This is a genomic window from Streptomyces sp. R28 (assembly GCF_041052385.1).
Taxonomy (GTDB): domain Bacteria; phylum Actinomycetota; class Actinomycetes; order Streptomycetales; family Streptomycetaceae; genus Streptomyces.
In genome coordinates, this window is record NZ_CP163439.1 from 479,893 (window position 1) to 499,240 (window position 19,348).

A 19,348-nucleotide genomic window follows, 5' to 3' on the forward strand; every position below is an offset into this window, starting at 1 on the left:
TGCTCCACTGCCGGGGGCGGTTGACGCAGTCGTCCGGTCGCTCTCTCTGGTGCTTTGCCAGCTGGATTTCCTCCGCCGGGGAGGGTGGCTGGTCGGCCATGATCCGCTCGTACCGGCGGGTGCGTGCGGTGGGTTCGACTTCAGCGCGTGCGACAGGATGGGGCCTCCGATCTGTGGAGGGGGCGTTGGTATGGGCTATGCGCTGCATGCAGTGATCGCTGAAGCCGAGCTGTTGCGTGGCGCCTCGCGCGACGTGGCTGCCGCTCGGCTGGCACGGCTCGGCTCGGCCAAGGTCTGTCACTGATGCCGATGACTGACGAACTCTTCGATGCCGTTACAGACGGCAGCTCCGCGGGCCCTCTGGGGTTCTGGCGGCTGCCAGGGAGCTTCGACAGGCTCCTCGCGGACTGGTCGGCTGCTGGGCCGGTGGCCTACGTGGAAGCCGAGTACCTCGGTGGCGTGGGCGAGCAACAGGCTGCCGTGTGGGATGACGGCACGGTCGTGTTGGGACCGGTCCGCGTGGAGGAGGGCCGGCGCTTTCCCGCTGCTGGGAGCCCGATCTCTCAGGCCCTTCGGCGGCTGGGCGTCGTGGCAAGCGCCGGCGAGGATGAGTTCTCGGCCGTGGGGTTGGGCCGACACCGAGACCGTGAGGCATGGATCGCCTGAGGAGCGACTTCGGGATTCCCGCATGAACGTGGAAGTTCCTGACCCCGCTCGCGGAATCTGCCCGTAACTGCGAGAACCTCTTGCGCTCGTTGGATCCTCCGGCGCAGGGCGCTCACCTGCTCACTTGTCGACGGGGTCCGGGATGCGGTGCCGCAGGTCGTTGGAGGTCGTTGGAGAGCCCCCACCGGTCCGGCCCGGCTGAAAACGATCACGCACGCGAACCGCTGGGCACCGAGCCCCGCCCAGGCATGTCCTCGCACGTCCGGCGAAGGCTCGCCGAGTGCACTCCAGCCCCAACCCACGGGCGGCGCCCGCGTCACCCGAACGTCCCACCCCTGATACGCACAGAGTGACGAATCCGGATATGTGTGGATACGGTGATCGCGGATCGGGGACTGCATCGGAAGGGGCCGGCATGCCGGTGAACGTCACCTACCCGGGTGTCTACGTCGACGAGGTCAAGAGTTCCGTCAAGACGATCACGGGCGTGCCCACCGCCGTGGCCGCCTTCGTCGGTCACGCGCCCCGCGGCCCGGCCGACCGGCCCGTGCACATCACCGGCTGGGCCGACTACGAGGCCGTCTTCGGCGGCTTGCAGGCGAACTGCCCACTGAGCTACGCGGTCTACCAGTTCTATCTCAACGGCGGCAGCGAGGCCGAGATCGTCAGGGTGGTGCAGGGCGACGCGAAGACCGTCCGTCTGCCCCTCGGCACCAGTGCCGCCCGGCCCGCGAGGGAGTCCGCACGGCCCTCGCCCTCGCCCTCGCCCGCTCCCGCTCCCGCTCCCGCAGCGGGCGGTGAGGGCGGTGAGTCCTCCGCCGGCACCGGGGAGGCGGAATCCTCCGGCGAGGACAAGAGGAAGGGCCGGGGCGGGCACGAGTCCGGCGGTGACGCCAAGGGGTCCTCGGCCTCCGGACCGTCGGGGACGGCTTCCGCCAACGGCCCTGCCCTGCTCGCCGCCTCCCCGGGAGGGTGGGGGCGCAGCCTTCGCGCGCGCGTCGACTGGGAAACCGCCGAGAAGAAGGACACCCCGGAACAGCAGCGCAAGCTGTTCAATCTGACGGTCCGTGACCTGGAAACGGGCGCGGAGGAGCGCTACCTCAACGTCAGTGTCGAGCCGGACAGTCCGCGCAACCTCACGCACCTGCTGGAGTCCTCGCAGCTCGTGCGTGTCGAGGCCCCCATCGAGGCAGTTCCGAAAGCGAATGCGCTTGTGGACGCCGGAAAGGATCCCTTCACCCTCTCGCCGGACAGCGTGCCGGCCGGGCAGCCACCGTACTGCTATGCCCCCGACGAGACCGGAGGCAACCAGGCAGACAAGGATGAACGGCCCGGGGATCCAAAACAGTACAAGGGCGACCCGGCGAAGAAGACCGGCCTCCACCAGCTACTGAAGACGGACATCTTCAACATTCTGTGCCTGCCTGACATCCACTGGCTCGACCAGCAAGTACGGCCCACGGGTGGCAGCGTGCAGGACCTGCGCAACTCGGCCCTGCAGCTGTGCGTGGAGCGGCGCGCCATTCTGCTGGTCGACCCGCCGTCGTCGTGGACCGACATTCAGGCGAGCGGCGACTCCAACGCCACTGTGGTGGGCACCGTGGTGGACAAGATGACGGAGCTCGAGCTGGGCGACCCCGGCAAGAACGCGGCGGTCTACTACCCCCGAGTGATCTCGCCCGACCCCCTGCTCGGCGGTGCCCTCAGGCCCTTCCCGCCCTGCGGCGTGATGGCCGGCGTGCTCGCCCGGACCGACGTGCAGCGCGGGGTGTGGAAGGCACCGGCCGGTACTGATGCCTCACTGAGCGGTGTCAGTGCGCTCGAAGTGCCGCTGACCGATCTGGAGATCGGGCGGCTGAACCCGGTCGGCGTCAACTGCCTGCGGCGGGTGCCCGCGGCCGGTCCGGTCGCCTGGGGCGCGCGGACGCTGAACGGCGCCGACCGGCTCGCCAGCGAATGGAAGTACCTCCCGGTGCGCCGGTTGGCGCTCTTCATCGAGGAGAGCCTGTTCCGGGGCACGCACTGGGTGGTGTTCGAGCCGAACGACGAGCCGCTGTGGGCCTCGATCCGGCTGAACGTCGGCGCCTTCATGAACTCCCTCTTCCGAGCGGGCGCGTTCCAGGGCCGGACACCTCAGGACGCCTATCTCGTGAAGTGCGACAAGGACACCAACCCGCAGAACGACATCGATCGCGGCATCGTCAACATCCAGGTGGGCTTCGCCCCGCTCAAGCCCGCGGAGTTCGTGATCGTGCACATCCAGCAGCTCGCCGGCCAGATCCAGGTCTAGGTCGAGATCCAGCTCCAGGAGGACGACCGATGCCCGAAGTCAAGCGCCGGGACCCGTTCAAGAACTTCCGGTTCCGGGTGAAGTTCAGCGGCGAGACCGCCTACATCGCGGGAATCAGCAAGGTCAGTGGGCTCAAGCGCACCACCGAGGTCATCCGGCATCGCGACGGCGGGGACCCTGGCACCAGCCGCAAGCTTCCCGGCCGCACCGAGTACGAGGCCATCACCTTCGAACGCGGCTGCACCGTCGACACCGCCTTCGAGGAATGGGCCAACCGCGTCTGGAGCCTGAGGAACTCGTCGGGCGGGCTGGAGACTTCGCTGAAGGACTTCCGGCGCGATCTCATCATCGACGTCTTCGACGAGGGCGGCCAGCAGGTGCTCTCCTACTCCGTCCACGACTGCTGGGTCTCCGAGTACCAGGGACTGCCCGAACTGGACGCCGGTTCCAATGGCGTGGCTTTCGAGCACATCAAGGTGGAGCACCACGGTTGGGTGCGAGAGCACACCAACCCGCCGCAGGAACCGCAGTTCTCCGACACCGCGGGATGAGCCTCGTGCCGCGGCAGCTGACCGAGGCGAACGTCCTCGACGTGTGGGAGAGCGGGCTCGCCGGGCCACCGGCGGCTCGCTCCCTGCTGCTCGCCTCGATGGCGGCGCCGAGCGGGTGCAGCGTCGCGGACCTGCCGCTGAGTGCGCTCAACTCCCTCTTGCTCGAGCTGCGTCGCGGTGCGTTCGGCGACGCGCTGCCTTGCGCGGCGGACTGCCCGGAGTGCGGCGAGTGTCTCGATGTCACTGTGGCGGCGGGCGAGTTGCTGCCTTCCGGTGGTGGCGGTGCCGTGGCCGCCACGGCGACTGTGACGTCGTACGGCAGGACGGTCACGTATCGCGCGCTCACCGGCCGGGACGTCCGCGCCGTTGATCCCGCCGCGCCCGGCGCCCGCCAGACCCTGCTGCGACGCTGCGTCCTGCGGGTCGACCCACCGGCACACGACCTGCCCGACGAGGTCCTCGAGGACGTCGCCCGGCGGCTCGCCGACCTCGACCCCGGCGCCGATGCCGTCCTCACCCTGGACTGCCCGCAGTGCGGGCACGGTTGGGACGCCGCCCTCGACCTCGCCGAACACCTGTGGACCGACGTGTCCGGCTACGCGCACCGCCTCCTGCACGAAGTGCACGCCCTCGCCCGCGCCTACGGCTGGACGGAGGCCGACGTGCTCTCGATCAGCCCGACGCGGCGGCAGTTCTATCTGGAGGCGAGCACCGGATGAACGACTTCGTGGACCGTCTCCTCAGAGCACCGGGGCCGAGATTGCGACCGCTCGCACCGAACGTGTTCGATCCGGGCGCGCCGCGGTTGCCGGGTGGCGCGCAGGGGTCGGCGGTGTACGGGCCTGGGGTTGAGGGCGAGGCGGAGACGGAGATGGAGACGGAGGTGCCCGCTCTGGCGTCAGGGGCGGGGGTGGTGGAACCGGTGCAGGAGCAGGCGGTGGCGGGAGTTGGGGAGCTCTCGTACGAGGCGGTCTCGGGCGGGGAGTTCTTGCGCGCCGTGGCTCCGGGGGATGAGGCGGGCGGGGGGGGGGATGGGGCGGGGCGGAGGACCTGAGGACGGCCGGTGGGGTGGGTGGGCGTGAGGTCGGCGAGGTGGTGCGCCCTGCCGACGGCCGGGGCGGACGTCCCGCTGGCGGGGGCCGCAGCACGGGATCAGCCGGTGGAGGTGGGGAGGGAGGCGTTCATCCGGCCGACAGCAATGGCGCGGGGACGGCCGCCGGGGATGGGGCGCATCCAGTCGACGGGGTTGGTGTCGGAGGGCTGCCTCCGGGCGGGCCCAAGACGACAGGTCCCGCGCGGACCAAGGCCGTACACCCCGTGGATGCGAAGGGAACGAGCCCGGCCGCCGAGGCCGCGCGCACCGCCCGCCCCGAACAGCCCCACCACGCCGACGTCGAGGCCACACGCCCCGCCGGCCTCAAGCACTCCCACCTCGACGACAGCGGTCCCGAGCAGCCCCGCCACCGGCCAGATGCCGATCCCGCCCAGCCCCGCCACTGGCCTAATGCCGATCCCGCCCAGCCCCACCGAGCAGACGTCGAGGCCACACGTCCCGGCCACGGCGGCGAGACGCGCCCAAAGGACGGGGAGCGCGCCCTCCAGGCCGGCGGGAAGGACGTACGAGTGGCCGGAGCGGGCCTTCGGCCGAGCGCAACTTCACGGCCGGCGGCCGGTGCCGGGGCGTCCTGGGCGGAGGCACCCGGCGTCGGCCGTCGCGAACGGGGCGACGACGGCGCACCGCGGGTAATGCGGAGCACCTCCCCCTCTGCCCCGGCGAGCCAAGTCCCTGACGAAGCGGCCGGGTTCGAAGCGCCGCGCGGCCAGGAATCGCGGCCCTCTCCCAGAGGCTCCGCCATCGGCCACCGCTCCCCACCCATCGACTCGGCCCCGGCAGACCCCGACCGTGGTCCTACGGCCGATGAGCCACCGCTACGTCGCGATGACCCACCCCTACGTCGCCCGAGTCGCCCGGACCGTCCCGCTGCCGCCCGGACGCCCACGGCCGCCCCCGGATCCTCCGCCCCGCACCCGCAGGAGACCCCGCTCCCCCTCCGTCCGGACCTCCCTCCCCTCCCGACAGGAGCCGGCACGGCGCCTCAGGGTCGACCTGTGTCTCCCGCCCGACCGGTGCCTCCCGGCCGACCGGGCGCGCCGCTACGGCGGCCCGGAATGGAGAGCGAAGGCTTCGGTGCACCCGCCCTGGGCTCGGCTCTGTCTTCCCCTCCGGCACCCGCCGATGCCGCGCCCGCCGAAGCGCGACCAGCCGCGTCGGCGCCACGACCGCCGGCTCCCGCGGGGCTCGCGGTCTCGTCGACCCCCGCACAGCCACCATCACGGACACCGGAACCGGCACCGCTTTCGGCACCCTCACCAGCTTCGGCACGCCGACCAGCGCCGTCATCGCGCCCCGCCGCGCCTCCCTCCACTCCTCCCTCGGCACCCCCCGCCGCGCCTCCCTCCACGCCCCCTCTCGCACCCCCCCGCCGGCCTCCCGGCGCGGCCCTCCGCACCCCCGCCACGCCTCCGCCGTTGCGCCGGCCCTCCGCGCCCCCCTCCGCTCCTCCGCCTTCACGACCGCCGGCACTGTTCCCGTCACGAAGCCCTCCGCAATCAGGCCCTCCCCGTCGGACGACCTCCCCCAGCCGCCCCCGGCCCGCCCCGCATCTCCGCTCGCCCTCACCCCGGAGCCCGCCTCCACACACACCCGGCGGCCGGCGGCACGACCCGCCGAGGAACCGCCGGCCCACCCGGACGTCGTCCGCGTCACCATCGACCATCTGGTCGTCCGGACGGCCCCTCCCCGGCCCGTCGACGACCCGCCCCCTGCCTCGCGCCGCAAGCCTCGGCTGAGTCTCGAGGAGTACCTCGGGAGGCAGGCGTGAGTGATGCGTTGGCCATTGCCGCCGTGACCGAGACGCTGCGGGCCGTACTGCACGGTGCTCTCCGACAGACCGTTCCCGGAGCCGAGGTGACGGTCCGGCATCCAGGGGATGTCGCCGCAGCCATCGCCGAGGGCGACGGCACGACAGCCGTACTCAACCTCTTCCTCCACCGGACCGGCATCGACCCCGCCTGGCGCAACGCCGACCCCGACGGCTCGCGCCCCGGCGAGAGTCGGCATCCCGCGCTGCCGCTGGTCCTGCACTACCTGTTCACCGCGCACGCACCCCCCGGTGAGAACTCCACCGTCCCCGAGCGGCTGCTCGGCGCGGCGATGGCGGCCCTGCACGAGCGGCCGCTGCTGCGTGCCGACGACCTCAGAGCCGCCGCCGACTTCAGCGATCTACACCTCCAGCAGGAGCCCGTGAAGGTCACCCCGGCGACGATGGCGGCCGACGAGATGTGTCTGCTGTGGGCCGCCCTGGGACACGGCTACCGGCTGTCCGTCGCGTACGAGGCGCGTGTCGTCCTCATCGACAGCGCCGTACCCGGCCGGGCCCCCCTGCCGGTGCTGCGGCGCGGGGCGTCCGGGACCGGACCCGAGGCGATGCCGACGGCGGCCACGCGCTGGCCGGTACTGCGGGCCGTCGTGCCGTCGGTCGCCACGCCCGGCTCGGACATCGAGCTCAGCGGGAGCGGGTTTGAGGCGGGGACGCCGAGCGTGCGTCTGACGCACCCGTTGCTCGGCGGGCCGCTGGTGCTGCCGACCCGCACGGACGAGGCCGGCTCCTTGCGGGCGACACTCGGCGATGACCTCGGCGCGGGGCGCTGGTCGGCCGTCGTCGCCGTCACCGCGCCCGACGGCAGTGAACGAACCACCGAGCCACGGCACTTCCACATCGCGCCGCGCATCACCGGCTCCCTGCCGCTGAACGCCAAGCGGGACAAGAAGGGGGCGGTGGCGCTGGCCGTGGAGTGCGCGCCCGCCGTGCATCCCGGTCAGCGGGCCGAGCTGCTGGTGGCGGATCGGCCCGTACTCGCGGAGCCGTTCACCCGCGCGACCCGGACACTGCGGTTCCGGCTGGCTGCGGGTGAGCCGGGGCGGTATCCGCTGCGGTTGCGCGTCGACGGGGTGGACAGCCCGCTGATCGATGTGGCGGCCGGGCGGTTCGACGCCGACGTCGCGGTGGTGATCACATGACGACGCCCACGCGGGTCGAGCTGCGCATCCGCCGGCTGGTGTGGGAGGGGGCCGACCCACCCTCGCCCGAGGCGCTGTGCGCGGCCGTCGAGTCCGAACTCGCCGTGCTGCTCGGCAACTCCCCCACCATCGGCGCCTGCGCCCTCGACCCGGCCGTACCGGCGGACTGCGCCCTCACCGCGCACGCCCGCCTGATCGCGCGCGCCGTCCACGAGGTACTTCGAGCCGGGCAACCGCCCGACCCGCACCACCGGCCTCCGCACATCGGCCGGCCACCGGCCCCGGACGCCGCCCCGGTGCCCGGAACCGAACCAAAGGCAGGAGCCTCTACCCCATGACCACCCCCGCTCCCCGCCGCGGCGGCTTCGTCTTCCTGGACCCCGAGCAAGGCCAGGTGCTGCGGGTCATGCCCTTCCAGTACAACCCCGACAGCATCAGCCGCACCGTCCAGCCGCGCGGCGTCGGCGCCGACGCCGGTGACCGGCTGGAGGCGCTGCGGTTGCGGGGGCCGGCCCGGGAGACGTTCCGGATCGACGCGGAGTTCGATGCCGTGGACCAACTGGCTTCGAAGGCCACGCAGGCACCGCCCACGGGGTCTGGCCTGAGCGCGACGCTGGCCGCGCTGGAGAGCGCCGTCACCCCCACCAGCGCCCAGCTGACCCGGCAGAACGACCTGGCCGGCCGGGGAATCCTGGAAATCGCCCCCGTGCAGGCCCCCCTGTCCGTGCTGGTGCTGGGGACGCGCCGGGTTCTGCCCGTGCGGATGCTGGACATCGACGTGACGGAGGAGGCCTACGACGGGGAGCTCAATCCCATCCGGGCGCGCGTGACGCTGACGGTGCGGGTCCTCACCGTCGACGACGTCGGATTCGGACACAAGGCAGGGGGTCTCTACCTCCAGTACCAGCAGGGCCGGGAGCGCCTCGCGGCGACGGTCGCGAACGGCCCGGCGACCGTCGGCTACACGGGCGGCTGAGCCGCACACGCACCGCGTACCCACCACCAGCCGGAGGAGGTCGGCATGTTCGAACCCAGCAGCAGGTACCACGGCGTCCCCACGACGACCCACACCCTCGCGGACGGCCGGACCGTCACGCACCTGCGCCGTCGTTTCCTGCCCCGGCCGGACGAGCTGACCTCCGTCGGCGAGCATGTCGTCACCGCCGGCGAACGGCTCGACGGCATCGCGGCCCGGCGGTACGGCGACCCGGAGCAGTCGTGGCGGATCGCCGACGCCAACCGGGCGGTGCGGCCGGACGAGTTGACTGCCGTGCCCGGCCGGAGGTTGCGGATCACCCTGCCCGCCGAGGCGTCGGCGGCGGCTGTCGGCGGCGAACGGGCGTGGCGATGAAGCAGAGCCCGCAGGTGATGCTGCTCCTCGGCGACACGGTGCCCGCTCCGGCCCCGGCGGCGTTCGTCGACGCGCTGCACGGGGTGCGGATCAGCTCGGCCAGCGGGGCGACGAGCGGCTTCCAGCTGACCTTCTCGCTCGCTCCCGGCTCGCCGCTTGCCCGGGCGGTCCTGCCGGACGGGGCGCTGCACGCGAAGAAGCGGGTCGTGGTCGCCGTGGTCCTCGCGGGCCGGTGCCATGTGCTGGTGGACGGCGTGATCACGCATCAGGAGCTGCACGCGGCGCGAGCGCCCGGGGCGTCGTTCCTCGTCGTCACCGGTGAGGATCTGTCGCTGCTGATGAATCTGCGGCATGTCCGGCGGGCCTTCCCGGGACTCGCGCCACATCTTCGGGCGACGGCCGTCTGTGCCGCGTACGCCCAGTACGGCATCACGCCGAAGGCCGTGGCACCGGTGCACGCGGACCAGCCGAATCCGCTGATCGACATTCCGGTGCAGGTGTCGACCGATCTCGCCTATCTGCGGGCGATGGCGGCGGACGTCGGCCACGTCTTCCACCTCGCGCCGGGGCCCACCCCAGGCGTCAGCACCGCCTACTGGGGGCCGCAGCGCCGCGAGGGGGCCCTTCAGCCGGCCCTGACGACCGGGTGCGGTGCCGCGGACAACGTGGAGGAGCTGACGTTCTCCTACGACGGGCTGGCCACGTCCGGCTACGGCACGTACCGGCTTGAACCCGCGTCCACGACGGCATCCGAGGCGACCGCGCCCGAGCCGCTCGTACTGCGCGGATCCCTGGCGGGCCGCCCTGCCGAGGCCCTGCGTGCCGGTGCCCTGACCGGGCAGAGCGGCCGCTCCCTGACCCGGACCCTGCTGGCCGGTCTAGGCCGCGAGGTCGCCGCCGACGCGGTCACGGGGCGCGGGACCGTCGACGTCCTGCGCTACGGCCACGTTCTGTCCGCCCACGCCCTGGTGGGCGTGCGCGGGGCGGGAGCGGCGTACGACGGGCGCTATCTCGTGGCCTCGGTGACCCACGACCTCACCCGGGACACGTTCAGACAGCACTTCACGCTGGTCCGCGACGGGCTCGGCGCCGACATCCAGGTGGTGACCGTATGACAACAGCGCAGCCGCACACGACGCATCAATGGCACGGCATGTACGAGGGTGTCGTGGTCTCCGCCGTGGACCCGACGGGGGTCGGCAGGCTTCTGGTGCGGGTTCCTCAGGTACTGGGCGACGAGGCGCCCGTGTGGGCCGCCCCGCTCACCCCGCTGGCCGGTTCGGACTGTGGCATGTACGTGGTGCCGCCGCCGGACTCCGGTGTGTGGGTGCGGTTCCTCGACGGGGACCCGGAGCGGGCCGTGTGGGTCGGGTTCCGGCGGGGCGGGTCGGGTGACGTGCCGTCGGCGGCGAAGGCGGCGCCGCCGGGCGTCCCGCAGATCGTGCTGGCCACCCCTTCCGGCAACGCCCTGGTCATCAGCGACATGCCTGGTCCGGCCGGCGGGATCAAGCTCCAACTGCACGGTGAGAACGGGCCGTTCATCAAGATCGACGAGATGTCGATCGAGATCTCCTGCGGGTCCGGACTCGCCACGCTCAAGCTCGTCGGACCCCAGCTCACCGTCAACGGCGGTGCGTTGACGGTGATGTGAGGATGCCATGCCCGGACTGCTGCTCCACTACGGCGCGTTGATGATGTGCGCCCATCCGCCCGGCCTTGTGACCATTCCCGCGCCGGTGCAGCAGCGCGTTCTGGTCGGGCCGCATCCGGTCGCCACCAGCGCCGACACGTTCCTGGTGGCTGGCTGCAGCTTCCCGGCCGCCACGCTCGGGGCACCGCCCTGCACGAGCATCGTGTGGCTGCACACCTCCACCCGGGTGTTCGTCAACGGGCTGCCGGTGCTGCTGCAGCCGGGCCCGCCGGGCAGCCCCGGCCCGGCGATGGGGGTGGGCACGCCGCCGCCCAATCCCCCGCTGGTGCAGGTCATGCAGCTGCGGGTCCGGGGGATGTGAGCGCCATGGACGTCGCCTTCCCCTACCGCGTCGACGCCCGTGGCCGCACGGCGTCGGCCGCCTACGCCGACCATGTCCGGGACATGGTCGAACTGGTCCTCTTCACCAGTCCGGGAGAGCGGGTCAACCGGCCCGAGTTCGGCTGCGGTCTGCTCGACCTGGTCTTCGCCGGAAACAGCCCCGAACTCGCCGCGACCCTGGAGATGACCGCTCAGGCGGCCCTGCAGCGCTGGCTCGGCGACCTCCTCACGGTGGACTCCCTCACGGTGACCGCGGACGAGGCGACGCTCCATGTACGGGTCGCCTATGTCCTGACGGCCACCGGGGAGAACCGCACACTGACCGTGAGCGGGGGGACCGGCTCATGACCGTGGCGGACGGGCGCCGGAGCCGTCCGGCCGGCATCGAGGACGTATGGGCGCACCCGGACCGGCGCACGCTGACCGTGACCTTCTTCGGGGTGCTGCCGCGGCACGTGGACCGCACCAGCTTCGTGATCGAGGGCGGGCAGCGGGTCGTCGGCATCCGCGTGCTGCGGGTCGCCCCCGAGCGCGGCGAGGAGGAGGGCACCACGGAGGAGCCCGGGAGCGGTGCGCCGACACAGCGGTTCCGGCTGTTCCTGGACCGCCCCGGGGACGACTCCACCTACCGCCTGCGCCTCCTCGGGCCCGGCTTCCACGGCGCCCACGACCGGGCCGACTTCACCTTCCGCCGAACCGCCCGTCACCCGGAGCACGCCCCCGGCACGACCCTGGCGGCACCGGCGCCCACCCGCCCGGCACCGGCCATCGACTACCTGGCCAAGGACTACGCCAGTTTCCGACGCCTCATCCTGGAGCGGCTGTCCCTCACCCTGCCGCAGTGGACCGAGCGCCACGTCCCCGACCTCTGGGTCACCCTGGTGGAGCTGCTGGCCCATGTCGGAGACCGGCTCAGCTACCAGCAGGACGCCGTCGCCACCGAGGCGTACCTCGACACCGCGCGGCTGCGCACCTCGGTGCGGCGGCACGCACGCCTCGTCGGCTATCCGATGCACGACGGCTGCGCGGCCCGGACCGTCGTGTGCGTGGAGACGTCCGCACCGCGGTCGGTGCGGACCAACCATCTGGCGTTCGCCGCTCAGCCGGATGGGGCGCCGCGCCCGCAGAGCGGCCCGGTGCTGTCCGTGGAGGCCCTCGCCTCGGGGTCGTACCCGGTCTACCGGCCCCTGGAGCGGCGCAGGATGTGGCTGCGTCCGGAGCACAACGGCATCCCGCTGTGGGCCTGGGGCCAGGGCGCGTTCCACCTGCCCGTCGGCACCACGCGCGCCGCGCTGCTCGACGCGGAGCGTGCGCTGGATCTCAGGCCCGGTGACCTCCTCGTCCTGGAAGAGCTGCGGGCCCCCGACGGAGGCCCGCCCGACCCCGGCCACCGGCAGGCGATCCGGCTCACCCGTGCCGTCCAGGACTACGACGCCGACAACGGCAACCCGGTCGTGAAGATCGCCTGGGCCGAGGAGGACGCGCTCACGTTCCCGCTGTGGGTGGACAACTCGCCCGGACCCCACGGCCGCGAGGGCGCCACCGTGGTGGCCCGCGGCAACGCGCTCCTGGTCGAGCACGGTCTGGAGAACACGTGGCTGCCCGGCGGCGACACGGACGAGTTCATCGAGGTGCCGGAGACGGCCCGCCCCTTCCAAGCCGCGGTGCGCGGCGCGCCCGTCACCTGGTCCCCGCCCCACCCTCGCCCGGCGGACCTGGCCGCGGCCCAGGCCCGGCAGCTGCGCGGCCTCGCCGCCCGGGCGCGTGAACTGCTGCGTGACCTGCATCAGCAGGCGGACATCGACGACGAGGGCCGGGACCTCCTGGCAGCGCTCTTCGGCACCTCCCGCCTCACCGAGCCCGGCCGGGCCGCCCGCCTGCTCTCCCGCTTCGACGACGTACTCGCCCCCCGGCTGCGCCGGCTCGAAGCCCTCGCCCGCCGCGCCGCATCCGGATACGTACTCGACGCCGCCGACGCCGACTGGGAGATCCGGCACACCTGGGGTGCCCGGGCCGCGGACGGCCTGCACCCGGCCGACCCCGCCCTGCACGGCCCCGCGAGCACGGCCCTGCGCCCCGACCCCCGCGAGGCGCTCCCAGCGGTACGCCTGGTGGACGCGGAGAATCCCCAGGCCCGGTGGACACCGCGCCGGGACCTGCTGGAGAGCGGCCCGCGCGAGCTGCATGTGGTCGGCGAGACCGACGACGAGGGAGTGCTCACCCTGCGGTTCGGCGACGACCGCTGCGGCCGGGCGCCCCGCCCCGGCACCACGCTGCGCGCCGTCTACCGCGTGGGCAACGGCAGTGCGGGCAACGCGGGCAGCGGGGCCGTCAACCGGATCGCCCACCGCGACGGGGGTCTGCAGGGTGTGGTCACACGGGTGCGCAACCCGGTGCCGGCGACCGGCGGCACCGATCCGGAACCGGTGGCCGAGGTACGGCTGGCCGCGCCCCGCGCCCCCTTCCGCACGCTGCTGCGCGCCGTCACCGCCGAGGACTACGCCACGCTCGCCGAAGGACGCCCCGGTGTGCAGCGCGCCGCCGCCACGCTGCGCTGGACCGGGAGTTGGTACGAGGCCGACGTGGCCGTCGATCCGGAGGGCACCGCCGTGCCCGCGCCGGAACTGTTGGAGGACGTACGCGCGGCACTGCACCGCTACCGGCGCGTCGGCCACGAGGTCGTCACCCACCCCGCGCAGCTGGTGCCGCTCGACGTGGCCTTGTACGTCCTGGTCGACCCGCACCACGTCACCGCCGATGTACGGCAGGCGCTCGAGCGCCGCCTCCTGCCCAGGGGCGCGGGGTTCTTCGACCCGGGGGCGCTCACCTTCGGCACCCCGGTACGGGCCAGTGCCCTGGTGGCCGTCTGTATGGCGGTGCCCGGGGTGCGGCACGCCGAGGTCACACGGCTGCGCAGGCTCCACCCGTCGGGGCTCGAAGCCGACGGCCCCGATGTGCCGCCCACCGGGGAGTTGCGGCTGCGTCCGCTGGAGATCCCGCGGGTCGACGGCGACATCACGCGCCCGGAGAACGGGCTGCTGGTGCTGCGCCTGAGAGGAGGACGATGACCGACCCGAAGCCCCCCTCGACGCGGGTGTGGAACCGCCCCGGACTGCCCGCGCTGTCGTATCGCGTCGGCACCCATCAGCAGTTCCTGGACGCGATGTCGGCCCGGCTGCCCCTGGTCGGCGACGACCACCCCGTCCTGTCCGCGCTCACGACCCGGGAGTCCGACGACCCGTCGATCGCCCTGCTCGACGCATGGGCCGTGGTGGCGGATGTGCTGACCTTCTATCAGGAGCGCATCGCCAACGAGGGGTTCCTGCGCACCGCGACGGAGCAGGAGTCCCTGGTCCGGCTGGGGCGGCTGGTCGGTCACCGGCCGCGTCCCGCGCTGGCGGCCGCCACGCACCTGGCCTACACACTGGATGCCGGCACCTCCTGTGTCGTTCCGGCCGGCTCGCAGGTGCGGAGCGAACCGGAGCCGGGCGGTCTGCCGCTGGTCTTCGAGACCGCCGAGGACCTCACCGCGCGGGCCGACTGGAACCGGCTGCCCGTGCGCACCACCCGGCCGGCGGACCTCACGGCCGGGCTCGCGGTCACCACCCCGTCCGTCGACATCGAGGGGGCACAGCCCGCCCTGCGTCCCGGTGACCGGCTGCTGTTCACCTATCCGGACGCCCGGCTGAACGTGACCCGGGTGGTGGGGGACGTGGAACCGGATCCCGCGCGAGGTCGGACCGCCGTACGGCTGCGGGTGCCGGACGCCGCGCGGCAGTTGGACAGCGCGGTGGACGCGCTCGAGGAGGATGTGGCGGAAACCGCCCGCCGGGAGCCCTCGCGCGGCCCCTTCGAGGAGTTGCTGGCGCTGCTGAGGGAGGCCCGGGACCGCGCCGAGGAGCTGCGCGACCCGGACACCTTCGCGGCCCGGCTCGACCGCAGGCTGCACCGGCTGCGCGAGCACCTGGCCGACCTCGGCGGGGGCGACGACGCCGACGCGCTGGCCGAGCGGGCCGCCGTTCGGCTCGCGACGGTGCGGAATGCCGTGCGCCGCATGGCCGAGGAGTCCGTGCGGCCCCCGCCGGCCGACGTGCAGGCGCTGCTGCGCGACCTCGGCAGTCCCGGCCGCCCGGTGCTGCACGCCGTGGACCCGCTGCTGCGGGCGCTCGACCCGAGCGAGCCCCCGCCGGGCGCCCGGCCCGCAGTCGCCGCTGCCCTGGGCGCCGGCTCCGACGGCCTGCCTCGCCTGCTGGCGGGCAACCGGCCCGGCCTCACCGCGTCCCTGTACGAGGCGCTGACCGCCGTCTCCGTCCCGGCCACCGCCCGGCCGGGGGTGCAGCGCTTCCGGGTCACCGCGGCCCCGCTGGGTGCCTCCGTCCCGGACGACGACCGGGTGAGACGGCTGCTGCGTGCCGCCGTACGATCGCGGCCGGACGGCACCGCCCCGCTCTCGGCGGACGTGCTGCTGCTGGACGCGGTGCACGAGGAGATCGAGCCGGGCAGCTGGATCGCGGTGCGGGTGATGGGCCGTCCGCGCACCCGTGTCCTGCAGGTCAGCGAGGTCGGCCAACTGTCGGTGGCGAACGACCAGGACGCCGTGCGGGTGACGCGGTTGCGGCTGGCCGGGCGGTGGACCGAGGACTGCGACGACATCGCGGCCCGGCGCGCCACCACCGTGTGGGCCGCGGGTGAGCCGCTCGTCCTCGCCGCCCCGCCCGACCCGACCGACGTGAAGGGTGACGCCCTCACGCTGGACGGCACCTTCGAGGGGCTGGCCCCTGGACGGCTGCTCATCGTCTCCGGAGAGCGCACGGACGTCGTTCCCGGCGCCTCCACGGGCGTGCCGGGCTGCGAGCTCGCCGTCCTCGCGGGCGTGCGTCATGCCTTCGCCGACCGGGTGTGCACGACGCTGCTGCTGACCGCGCCGCTCGCGCACCACTACCGGCGGGACACAGTCGTCGTACACGGCAACGTCGTCCCGGCCACCGCGGGCGAGACGGTGACGGAGATCCTCGGCAGCGGCGACGCCGGCCGGGCGGGCCAGCTGCTGCCGCTGCGCCAGGGCCCGCTGGTGTGGCTGCCGTCGGCGACCGCCGAGGGCGGCGAGGAGGCGCTGACCGTCCGGGTCGACGACGTGGCGTGGCAGCGCACCGCCGATCTGGGCGAGGCGGGTCCGGCCGCCCAGGTCTTCCAGCTGCGCGCGGGCCCGGACGGCAGGGCCGCCGTGGAGTTCGGCGACGGCCTGCGCGGCGCCCGCCTGCCCTCGGGCACGGAGAACGTCACCGCCCGCTACCGCGTCGGCGGGGGCCGCGCCGGCAATGTCGCGGCCGGGCGGATCAGCCAGGTGGTGAGCCGGCCGCCAGGCGTCAGTGGGGCCACGAACCCGCTGCCCGCGACCGGCGGGGCCGACACCGACGGGCCGGCACAGCTGCGCCGGGCGATCCCGCTACGGCTGGCCGCCTTCGACCGGCTGGTGTCGGTGCGCGACTACCAGTCCTTCGCGCGAGCCTTCGCGGGCGTCGGCAAGGCCGTCGCACAGCGTTGCACGGACGGCGGCCGTCCCGTCCTGCACGTCACCGTCGCGGCCGCCGACGACGCCCCGCTGGACGCCTCCTCCTCGCTCCTCACCGGGCTGCGCACGGCGCTCCAGCGGTACGGCGACCCCCGGTTGCCCGTGCGGGTCGAGCCCTGCGAGCGCGTCCGGCTGGTGCTGGCCCTCGGCATCCGTACGACCCCCGGTCATCTGCCGGAAAAGGTCGAAAGCCGGGTCCGTGAGGCGCTGACCACCCGACTGGGGTTCGCGGAGGCGTATCTGGCCCGGCCGGTGTACCTGAGCGCCGTGGTCGCCACCGCGCACGGGGTCGCGGGCGTCGACTTCGTGGACGTGGACGCCTTCGGCGGCATCCCGGAGGGCGCCGACCCGGCCGAAGTCGTGCGGTTCGCCGAGCATCCCTCCGTCGCCTCCTGCGTGCCCGCCCTGTCCGCGGGGCCGCGCGCGGTGCGCGACCTCTCCCCCGTCGGCGGCCCACCGGATCCGGCCGCCGTCGTCGACGCCGCGCAGGCCCCCACGATGCTCCTCGACCTCCGGGCCGCACCGGGCCCGGCCGAGCGGCGGCCTCCGCGGCTGGTACTGCGTCCGGCCCAACTCGTCCTGCTGGACCCGGCCGTGCCCGGAACCCTGTTGCTGCGGAGGATTCCATGACCCCGGACGAGCTGTACGCGCTGCTGCCCGCCGTGCACCGCAGACGCGACGCGCAACAGGGTGGCCCGCTGCGCGCGCTGCTGACGCTCGTCGCCGAGCAGGCCGCGGTGGTCCAGGAGGACATCGAGCGTCTCTACGACAACTGGTTCATCGAGACCTGCGACGACTGGGTGGTGCCCTACCTCGGGGATCTCGTCGGGTACGAGATCCTGCCGCGCATCGCGGCCGCCCTGTCGGACGACACCTCCCGGGCCACCGGGCTGCCGGCCGCCGCCGTGCCCCGCCGGGACGTCGCTGACACGGTCACGCACCGGCGCCGCAAGGGCACTCTGGCGCTGCTGGAGGAGCTGGCGTCCGGCGTGGCCGGATGGCCGGCGCGGGCCGTCGAGTACCACCGGCTGCTCTGTGTCACCCAGCCCGTGCGCCGCTACTCCACCGAAGGCCGCGACGCCCGCCGCAGGTCGGCGCGCGGTGCTCTGGTCGACGTACGCCGCGCCGAGGTCCTGGACCGGCTCGGCGGCCCGTTCGACGACTGCGCCCACACCGTGGAGGTCCCGCGCGCCGGTTCCGCCCGCCGCCCCGGCCGGTACGGCATCCAATCCGTCGGCCTGCACCTGTGGCGGCTGCGCACCTACTCCGTGACACGAGCCCCCGCGTACTGCCTGGATCGCGACCGGGCCTGCTACACCTTCAACGTGCTCGCCATCGACACTCCCCTGTACACCGCCCCGGTGCCCGAGCCGTCGAGCGGCCGGGTCGCCGACGAGACGAACGTGCCGGAGCCCATCGGCCGCAGGGCCCTGGCCGAGCGGCTCTACGACTACTACGGGCCCGGCAAGAGCCTGTGCGTGTGGACCGGCCCGGACGCCGACGGCGATGTGGTGCCGCTGGACCGGATCGTCGCCGCCGACCTGTCCGGCTGGCGCTACCGCCCCGCCCGCGGACAGGTCGCCGTCGACCCCGTGCTCGGCCGCCTCGCGCTGTCGCCGGGCACGGCTCCCGCCCACGGCGTCCGGGTGACGTACCACCACGCGTTCTCCGGCGACCTCGGCGGCGGCGAGTACCCGCGCCCGGAGCCCGTGACGGCCGACGCCCCGGAGCGTTACCGGGTGGGCCCCGGCGAGGACCACACGAGCATCGCCGACGCGCTCGACCGATGGCGCGCGGGGAAGCGGGCGCACGGCGGCAAGGCGGAGGTGATCGTGGAGATCACCGCCAACGAGGTGTACGAGGACCTGACCGACATCCGCCTGGACCCGGGAGACCGTCTCACCCTGCGCGCCGCGGACGGTGTGCGGCCCGTCGTCCGGCTGACCGGACGGCATGGCGGTGACCGTCAGCGCGCCCTGACCATCACGGGCGCCGGCAGACCGACGGCACGGATCGTTTTGGACGGTCTGCTGGTGACCGGCGGCAGCGTGCGGGTGCGGGGCGGGGTGGAGCGTCTCGTCGTGCGGCACTGCACGTTCGTGCCGGGGTGGTTGCTGGAGGAACGCGGCACGCCGCTGGCGCCGGGGGCGCCCGGGCTGGACATCGCCCACAGTCCGGTGCACACCGAGATCCACCACAGCATCGTCGGTGCCCTCACCGTCGACGGAGGCGAGGACAACCGCGTCGAGCTGTACGACAGCGTGGTGGACGCCACCCGGTCCGAGGCGACGGCGATCGGCGCGGCCGACGGCGGCCCCGCCGGTGTCCTCCTGACCGCCCGTCGCACCACCGTCCTCGGAGCCGTGCACGCCCGAGCGGTCGACGTGCTGGAGAACTGCCTGCTGGCCGGTCAGGTGTCGGTCGAGCGACGCGACCAGGGCTCCCTGCGTTTCTGCTGGCTGCCCAAATACTCCCGGACCCCGCCCCGGTTCCACTGCGAACCCGACCACTCCGGGGATCCGGACCGGGTCGACTTGCGTTTCGCCGCCACCCGGTACGGCTCGCCCGACTACGTGCGGCTCGCCGACGACTGCGCCGACGCGATCCGCCGCGGCGGCGCGAACGGCTGCGAGCCCGGCGCGCTGCACCACCTCTTCCAGCCGTTGCGCGAGGACAACCTCCGCACCCGGCTGGACGAGTTCACCCCCGCCGGATGCGACACAGGGCTCTTCTTCGTCACCTGAGCACCGCGCACCCGCCCCCGGCTCTGTCCCCCCCCGCCCCCACCCCCACCCCCTCGGTCCA

The 19,348-nt window shown here is 73.6% G+C and carries 16 protein-coding genes; 15 read left to right on the top strand and 1 reads right to left on the bottom strand.

Annotated features, from left to right (window positions below; all coding sequences use genetic code 11):
* The first annotated feature begins 309 nt into the window (after window positions 1-309).
* The 4 genes from AB5J49_RS02090 to AB5J49_RS02105 all read left to right on the top strand — a co-directional run bounded on the left by AB5J49_RS02090 (window position 310) and on the right by AB5J49_RS02105 (window position 4,226).
* Window positions 310-666 carry a hypothetical protein gene (locus tag AB5J49_RS02090; protein ID WP_369166738.1) on the top strand — a complete coding sequence of 119 codons (357 nt, stop codon included), beginning with the start codon at window positions 310-312 and terminating at the stop codon, window positions 664-666.
* Between the two features lie 415 nt (window positions 667-1,081).
* On the top strand, window positions 1,082-2,956 hold the full coding sequence (locus AB5J49_RS02095) for a phage tail sheath family protein (protein ID WP_369166739.1): 1,875 nt from the start codon (window positions 1,082-1,084) through the stop codon (window positions 2,954-2,956).
* A 29-nt stretch (window positions 2,957-2,985) separates the two neighbouring features.
* Window positions 2,986-3,507, top strand: coding sequence for a phage tail protein (locus tag AB5J49_RS02100; RefSeq protein WP_369166740.1), 522 nt, complete (start codon window positions 2,986-2,988; stop codon window positions 3,505-3,507).
* Window positions 3,504-4,226, top strand: a complete 723-nt coding sequence (locus tag AB5J49_RS02105) for a hypothetical protein (protein WP_369166741.1) — start codon at window positions 3,504-3,506, stop codon at window positions 4,224-4,226. The genes AB5J49_RS02100 and AB5J49_RS02105 overlap by 4 nt, the downstream gene beginning before the upstream one ends.
* Before the next feature lie 433 nt (window positions 4,227-4,659).
* On the opposite strand, the gene AB5J49_RS02110 is transcribed toward AB5J49_RS02105, so the two are convergent.
* Complete coding sequence (locus tag AB5J49_RS02110) at window positions 4,660-5,067, bottom strand: hypothetical protein (RefSeq protein ID WP_369166742.1); 408 nt, start codon at window positions 5,065-5,067, stop codon at window positions 4,660-4,662.
* Window positions 5,068-6,385: 1,318 nt separating this feature from the next.
* On the opposite strand from AB5J49_RS02110, the gene AB5J49_RS02115 reads away from it, so the two are divergent.
* The 11 genes from AB5J49_RS02115 to AB5J49_RS02165 are packed head-to-tail and all read left to right on the top strand — an operon-like array spanning window position 6,386 to window position 19,287.
* The gene (locus AB5J49_RS02115) at window positions 6,386-7,588 is read left to right on the top strand and encodes a DUF4255 domain-containing protein (RefSeq protein ID WP_369166743.1); all 1,203 of its coding nucleotides are present in this window, start codon (window positions 6,386-6,388) and stop codon (window positions 7,586-7,588) included.
* Window positions 7,585-7,926 carry a hypothetical protein gene (locus AB5J49_RS02120; protein ID WP_369166744.1) on the top strand — a complete coding sequence of 114 codons (342 nt, stop codon included), beginning with the start codon at window positions 7,585-7,587 and terminating at the stop codon, window positions 7,924-7,926. Before AB5J49_RS02115 ends, AB5J49_RS02120 begins: the two co-directional genes overlap by 4 nt.
* Window positions 7,923-8,564 carry a hypothetical protein gene (locus AB5J49_RS02125; RefSeq protein WP_369166745.1) on the top strand — a complete coding sequence of 214 codons (642 nt, stop codon included), beginning with the start codon at window positions 7,923-7,925 and terminating at the stop codon, window positions 8,562-8,564. The genes AB5J49_RS02120 and AB5J49_RS02125 overlap by 4 nt, the downstream gene beginning before the upstream one ends.
* A gap of 45 nt (window positions 8,565-8,609) precedes the next feature.
* Complete coding sequence (locus AB5J49_RS02130; protein ID WP_369166746.1) at window positions 8,610-8,939, top strand: LysM domain-containing protein; 330 nt, start codon at window positions 8,610-8,612, stop codon at window positions 8,937-8,939.
* Complete coding sequence (locus AB5J49_RS02135) at window positions 8,936-10,054, top strand: hypothetical protein (RefSeq protein WP_369166747.1); 1,119 nt, start codon at window positions 8,936-8,938, stop codon at window positions 10,052-10,054. The genes AB5J49_RS02130 and AB5J49_RS02135 overlap by 4 nt, the downstream gene beginning before the upstream one ends.
* On the top strand, window positions 10,051-10,590 hold the full coding sequence (locus AB5J49_RS02140; RefSeq protein WP_369166748.1) for a phage baseplate assembly protein V: 540 nt from the start codon (window positions 10,051-10,053) through the stop codon (window positions 10,588-10,590). Before AB5J49_RS02135 ends, AB5J49_RS02140 begins: the two co-directional genes overlap by 4 nt.
* Window positions 10,591-10,597: 7 nt before the next feature.
* The gene (locus AB5J49_RS02145) at window positions 10,598-10,951 is read left to right on the top strand and encodes a hypothetical protein (RefSeq protein ID WP_369166749.1); all 354 of its coding nucleotides are present in this window, start codon (window positions 10,598-10,600) and stop codon (window positions 10,949-10,951) included.
* 5 nt (window positions 10,952-10,956) lie between these two features.
* Window positions 10,957-11,319, top strand: a complete 363-nt coding sequence (locus AB5J49_RS02150; protein ID WP_369166750.1) for a GPW/gp25 family protein — start codon at window positions 10,957-10,959, stop codon at window positions 11,317-11,319.
* Window positions 11,316-14,039: a putative baseplate assembly protein gene (locus AB5J49_RS02155; protein ID WP_369166751.1), complete on the top strand. Its 2,724-nt coding sequence runs from the start codon at window positions 11,316-11,318 to the stop codon at window positions 14,037-14,039. The genes AB5J49_RS02150 and AB5J49_RS02155 overlap by 4 nt, the downstream gene beginning before the upstream one ends.
* Window positions 14,036-17,173, top strand: coding sequence for a putative baseplate assembly protein (locus AB5J49_RS02160; protein WP_369166752.1), 3,138 nt, complete (start codon window positions 14,036-14,038; stop codon window positions 17,171-17,173). Before AB5J49_RS02155 ends, AB5J49_RS02160 begins: the two co-directional genes overlap by 4 nt.
* Entirely contained in the window at window positions 17,170-19,287 is a 2,118-nt protein-coding gene (locus AB5J49_RS02165) for a hypothetical protein (protein WP_369166753.1), read from the top strand. The genes AB5J49_RS02160 and AB5J49_RS02165 overlap by 4 nt, the downstream gene beginning before the upstream one ends.
* The last annotated feature ends 61 nt before the right edge of the window (window positions 19,288-19,348 follow it).

What these genes read in the sequence shown, in the direction of transcription:
- AB5J49_RS02090 (WP_369166738.1), top strand. Translation starts at nt 310, where the DNA reads ATGACTGACGAACTCTTCGATGCCGTTACAGACGGCAGCTCCGCGGGC.
- AB5J49_RS02095 (WP_369166739.1), top strand. Translation starts at nt 1,082, where the DNA reads ATGCCGGTGAACGTCACCTACCCGGGTGTCTACGTCGACGAGGTCAAG.
- AB5J49_RS02100 (WP_369166740.1), top strand. Translation starts at nt 2,986, where the DNA reads ATGCCCGAAGTCAAGCGCCGGGACCCGTTCAAGAACTTCCGGTTCCGG.
- AB5J49_RS02105 (WP_369166741.1), top strand. Translation starts at nt 3,504, where the DNA reads ATGAGCCTCGTGCCGCGGCAGCTGACCGAGGCGAACGTCCTCGACGTG.
- AB5J49_RS02120 (WP_369166744.1), top strand. Translation starts at nt 7,585, where the DNA reads ATGACGACGCCCACGCGGGTCGAGCTGCGCATCCGCCGGCTGGTGTGG.
- AB5J49_RS02125 (WP_369166745.1), top strand. Translation starts at nt 7,923, where the DNA reads ATGACCACCCCCGCTCCCCGCCGCGGCGGCTTCGTCTTCCTGGACCCC.
- AB5J49_RS02130 (WP_369166746.1), top strand. Translation starts at nt 8,610, where the DNA reads ATGTTCGAACCCAGCAGCAGGTACCACGGCGTCCCCACGACGACCCAC.
- AB5J49_RS02135 (WP_369166747.1), top strand. Translation starts at nt 8,936, where the DNA reads ATGAAGCAGAGCCCGCAGGTGATGCTGCTCCTCGGCGACACGGTGCCC.
- AB5J49_RS02140 (WP_369166748.1), top strand. Translation starts at nt 10,051, where the DNA reads ATGACAACAGCGCAGCCGCACACGACGCATCAATGGCACGGCATGTAC.
- AB5J49_RS02145 (WP_369166749.1), top strand. Translation starts at nt 10,598, where the DNA reads ATGCCCGGACTGCTGCTCCACTACGGCGCGTTGATGATGTGCGCCCAT.
- AB5J49_RS02150 (WP_369166750.1), top strand. Translation starts at nt 10,957, where the DNA reads ATGGACGTCGCCTTCCCCTACCGCGTCGACGCCCGTGGCCGCACGGCG.
- AB5J49_RS02155 (WP_369166751.1), top strand. Translation starts at nt 11,316, where the DNA reads ATGACCGTGGCGGACGGGCGCCGGAGCCGTCCGGCCGGCATCGAGGAC.
- AB5J49_RS02160 (WP_369166752.1), top strand. Translation starts at nt 14,036, where the DNA reads ATGACCGACCCGAAGCCCCCCTCGACGCGGGTGTGGAACCGCCCCGGA.
- AB5J49_RS02165 (WP_369166753.1), top strand. Translation starts at nt 17,170, where the DNA reads ATGACCCCGGACGAGCTGTACGCGCTGCTGCCCGCCGTGCACCGCAGA.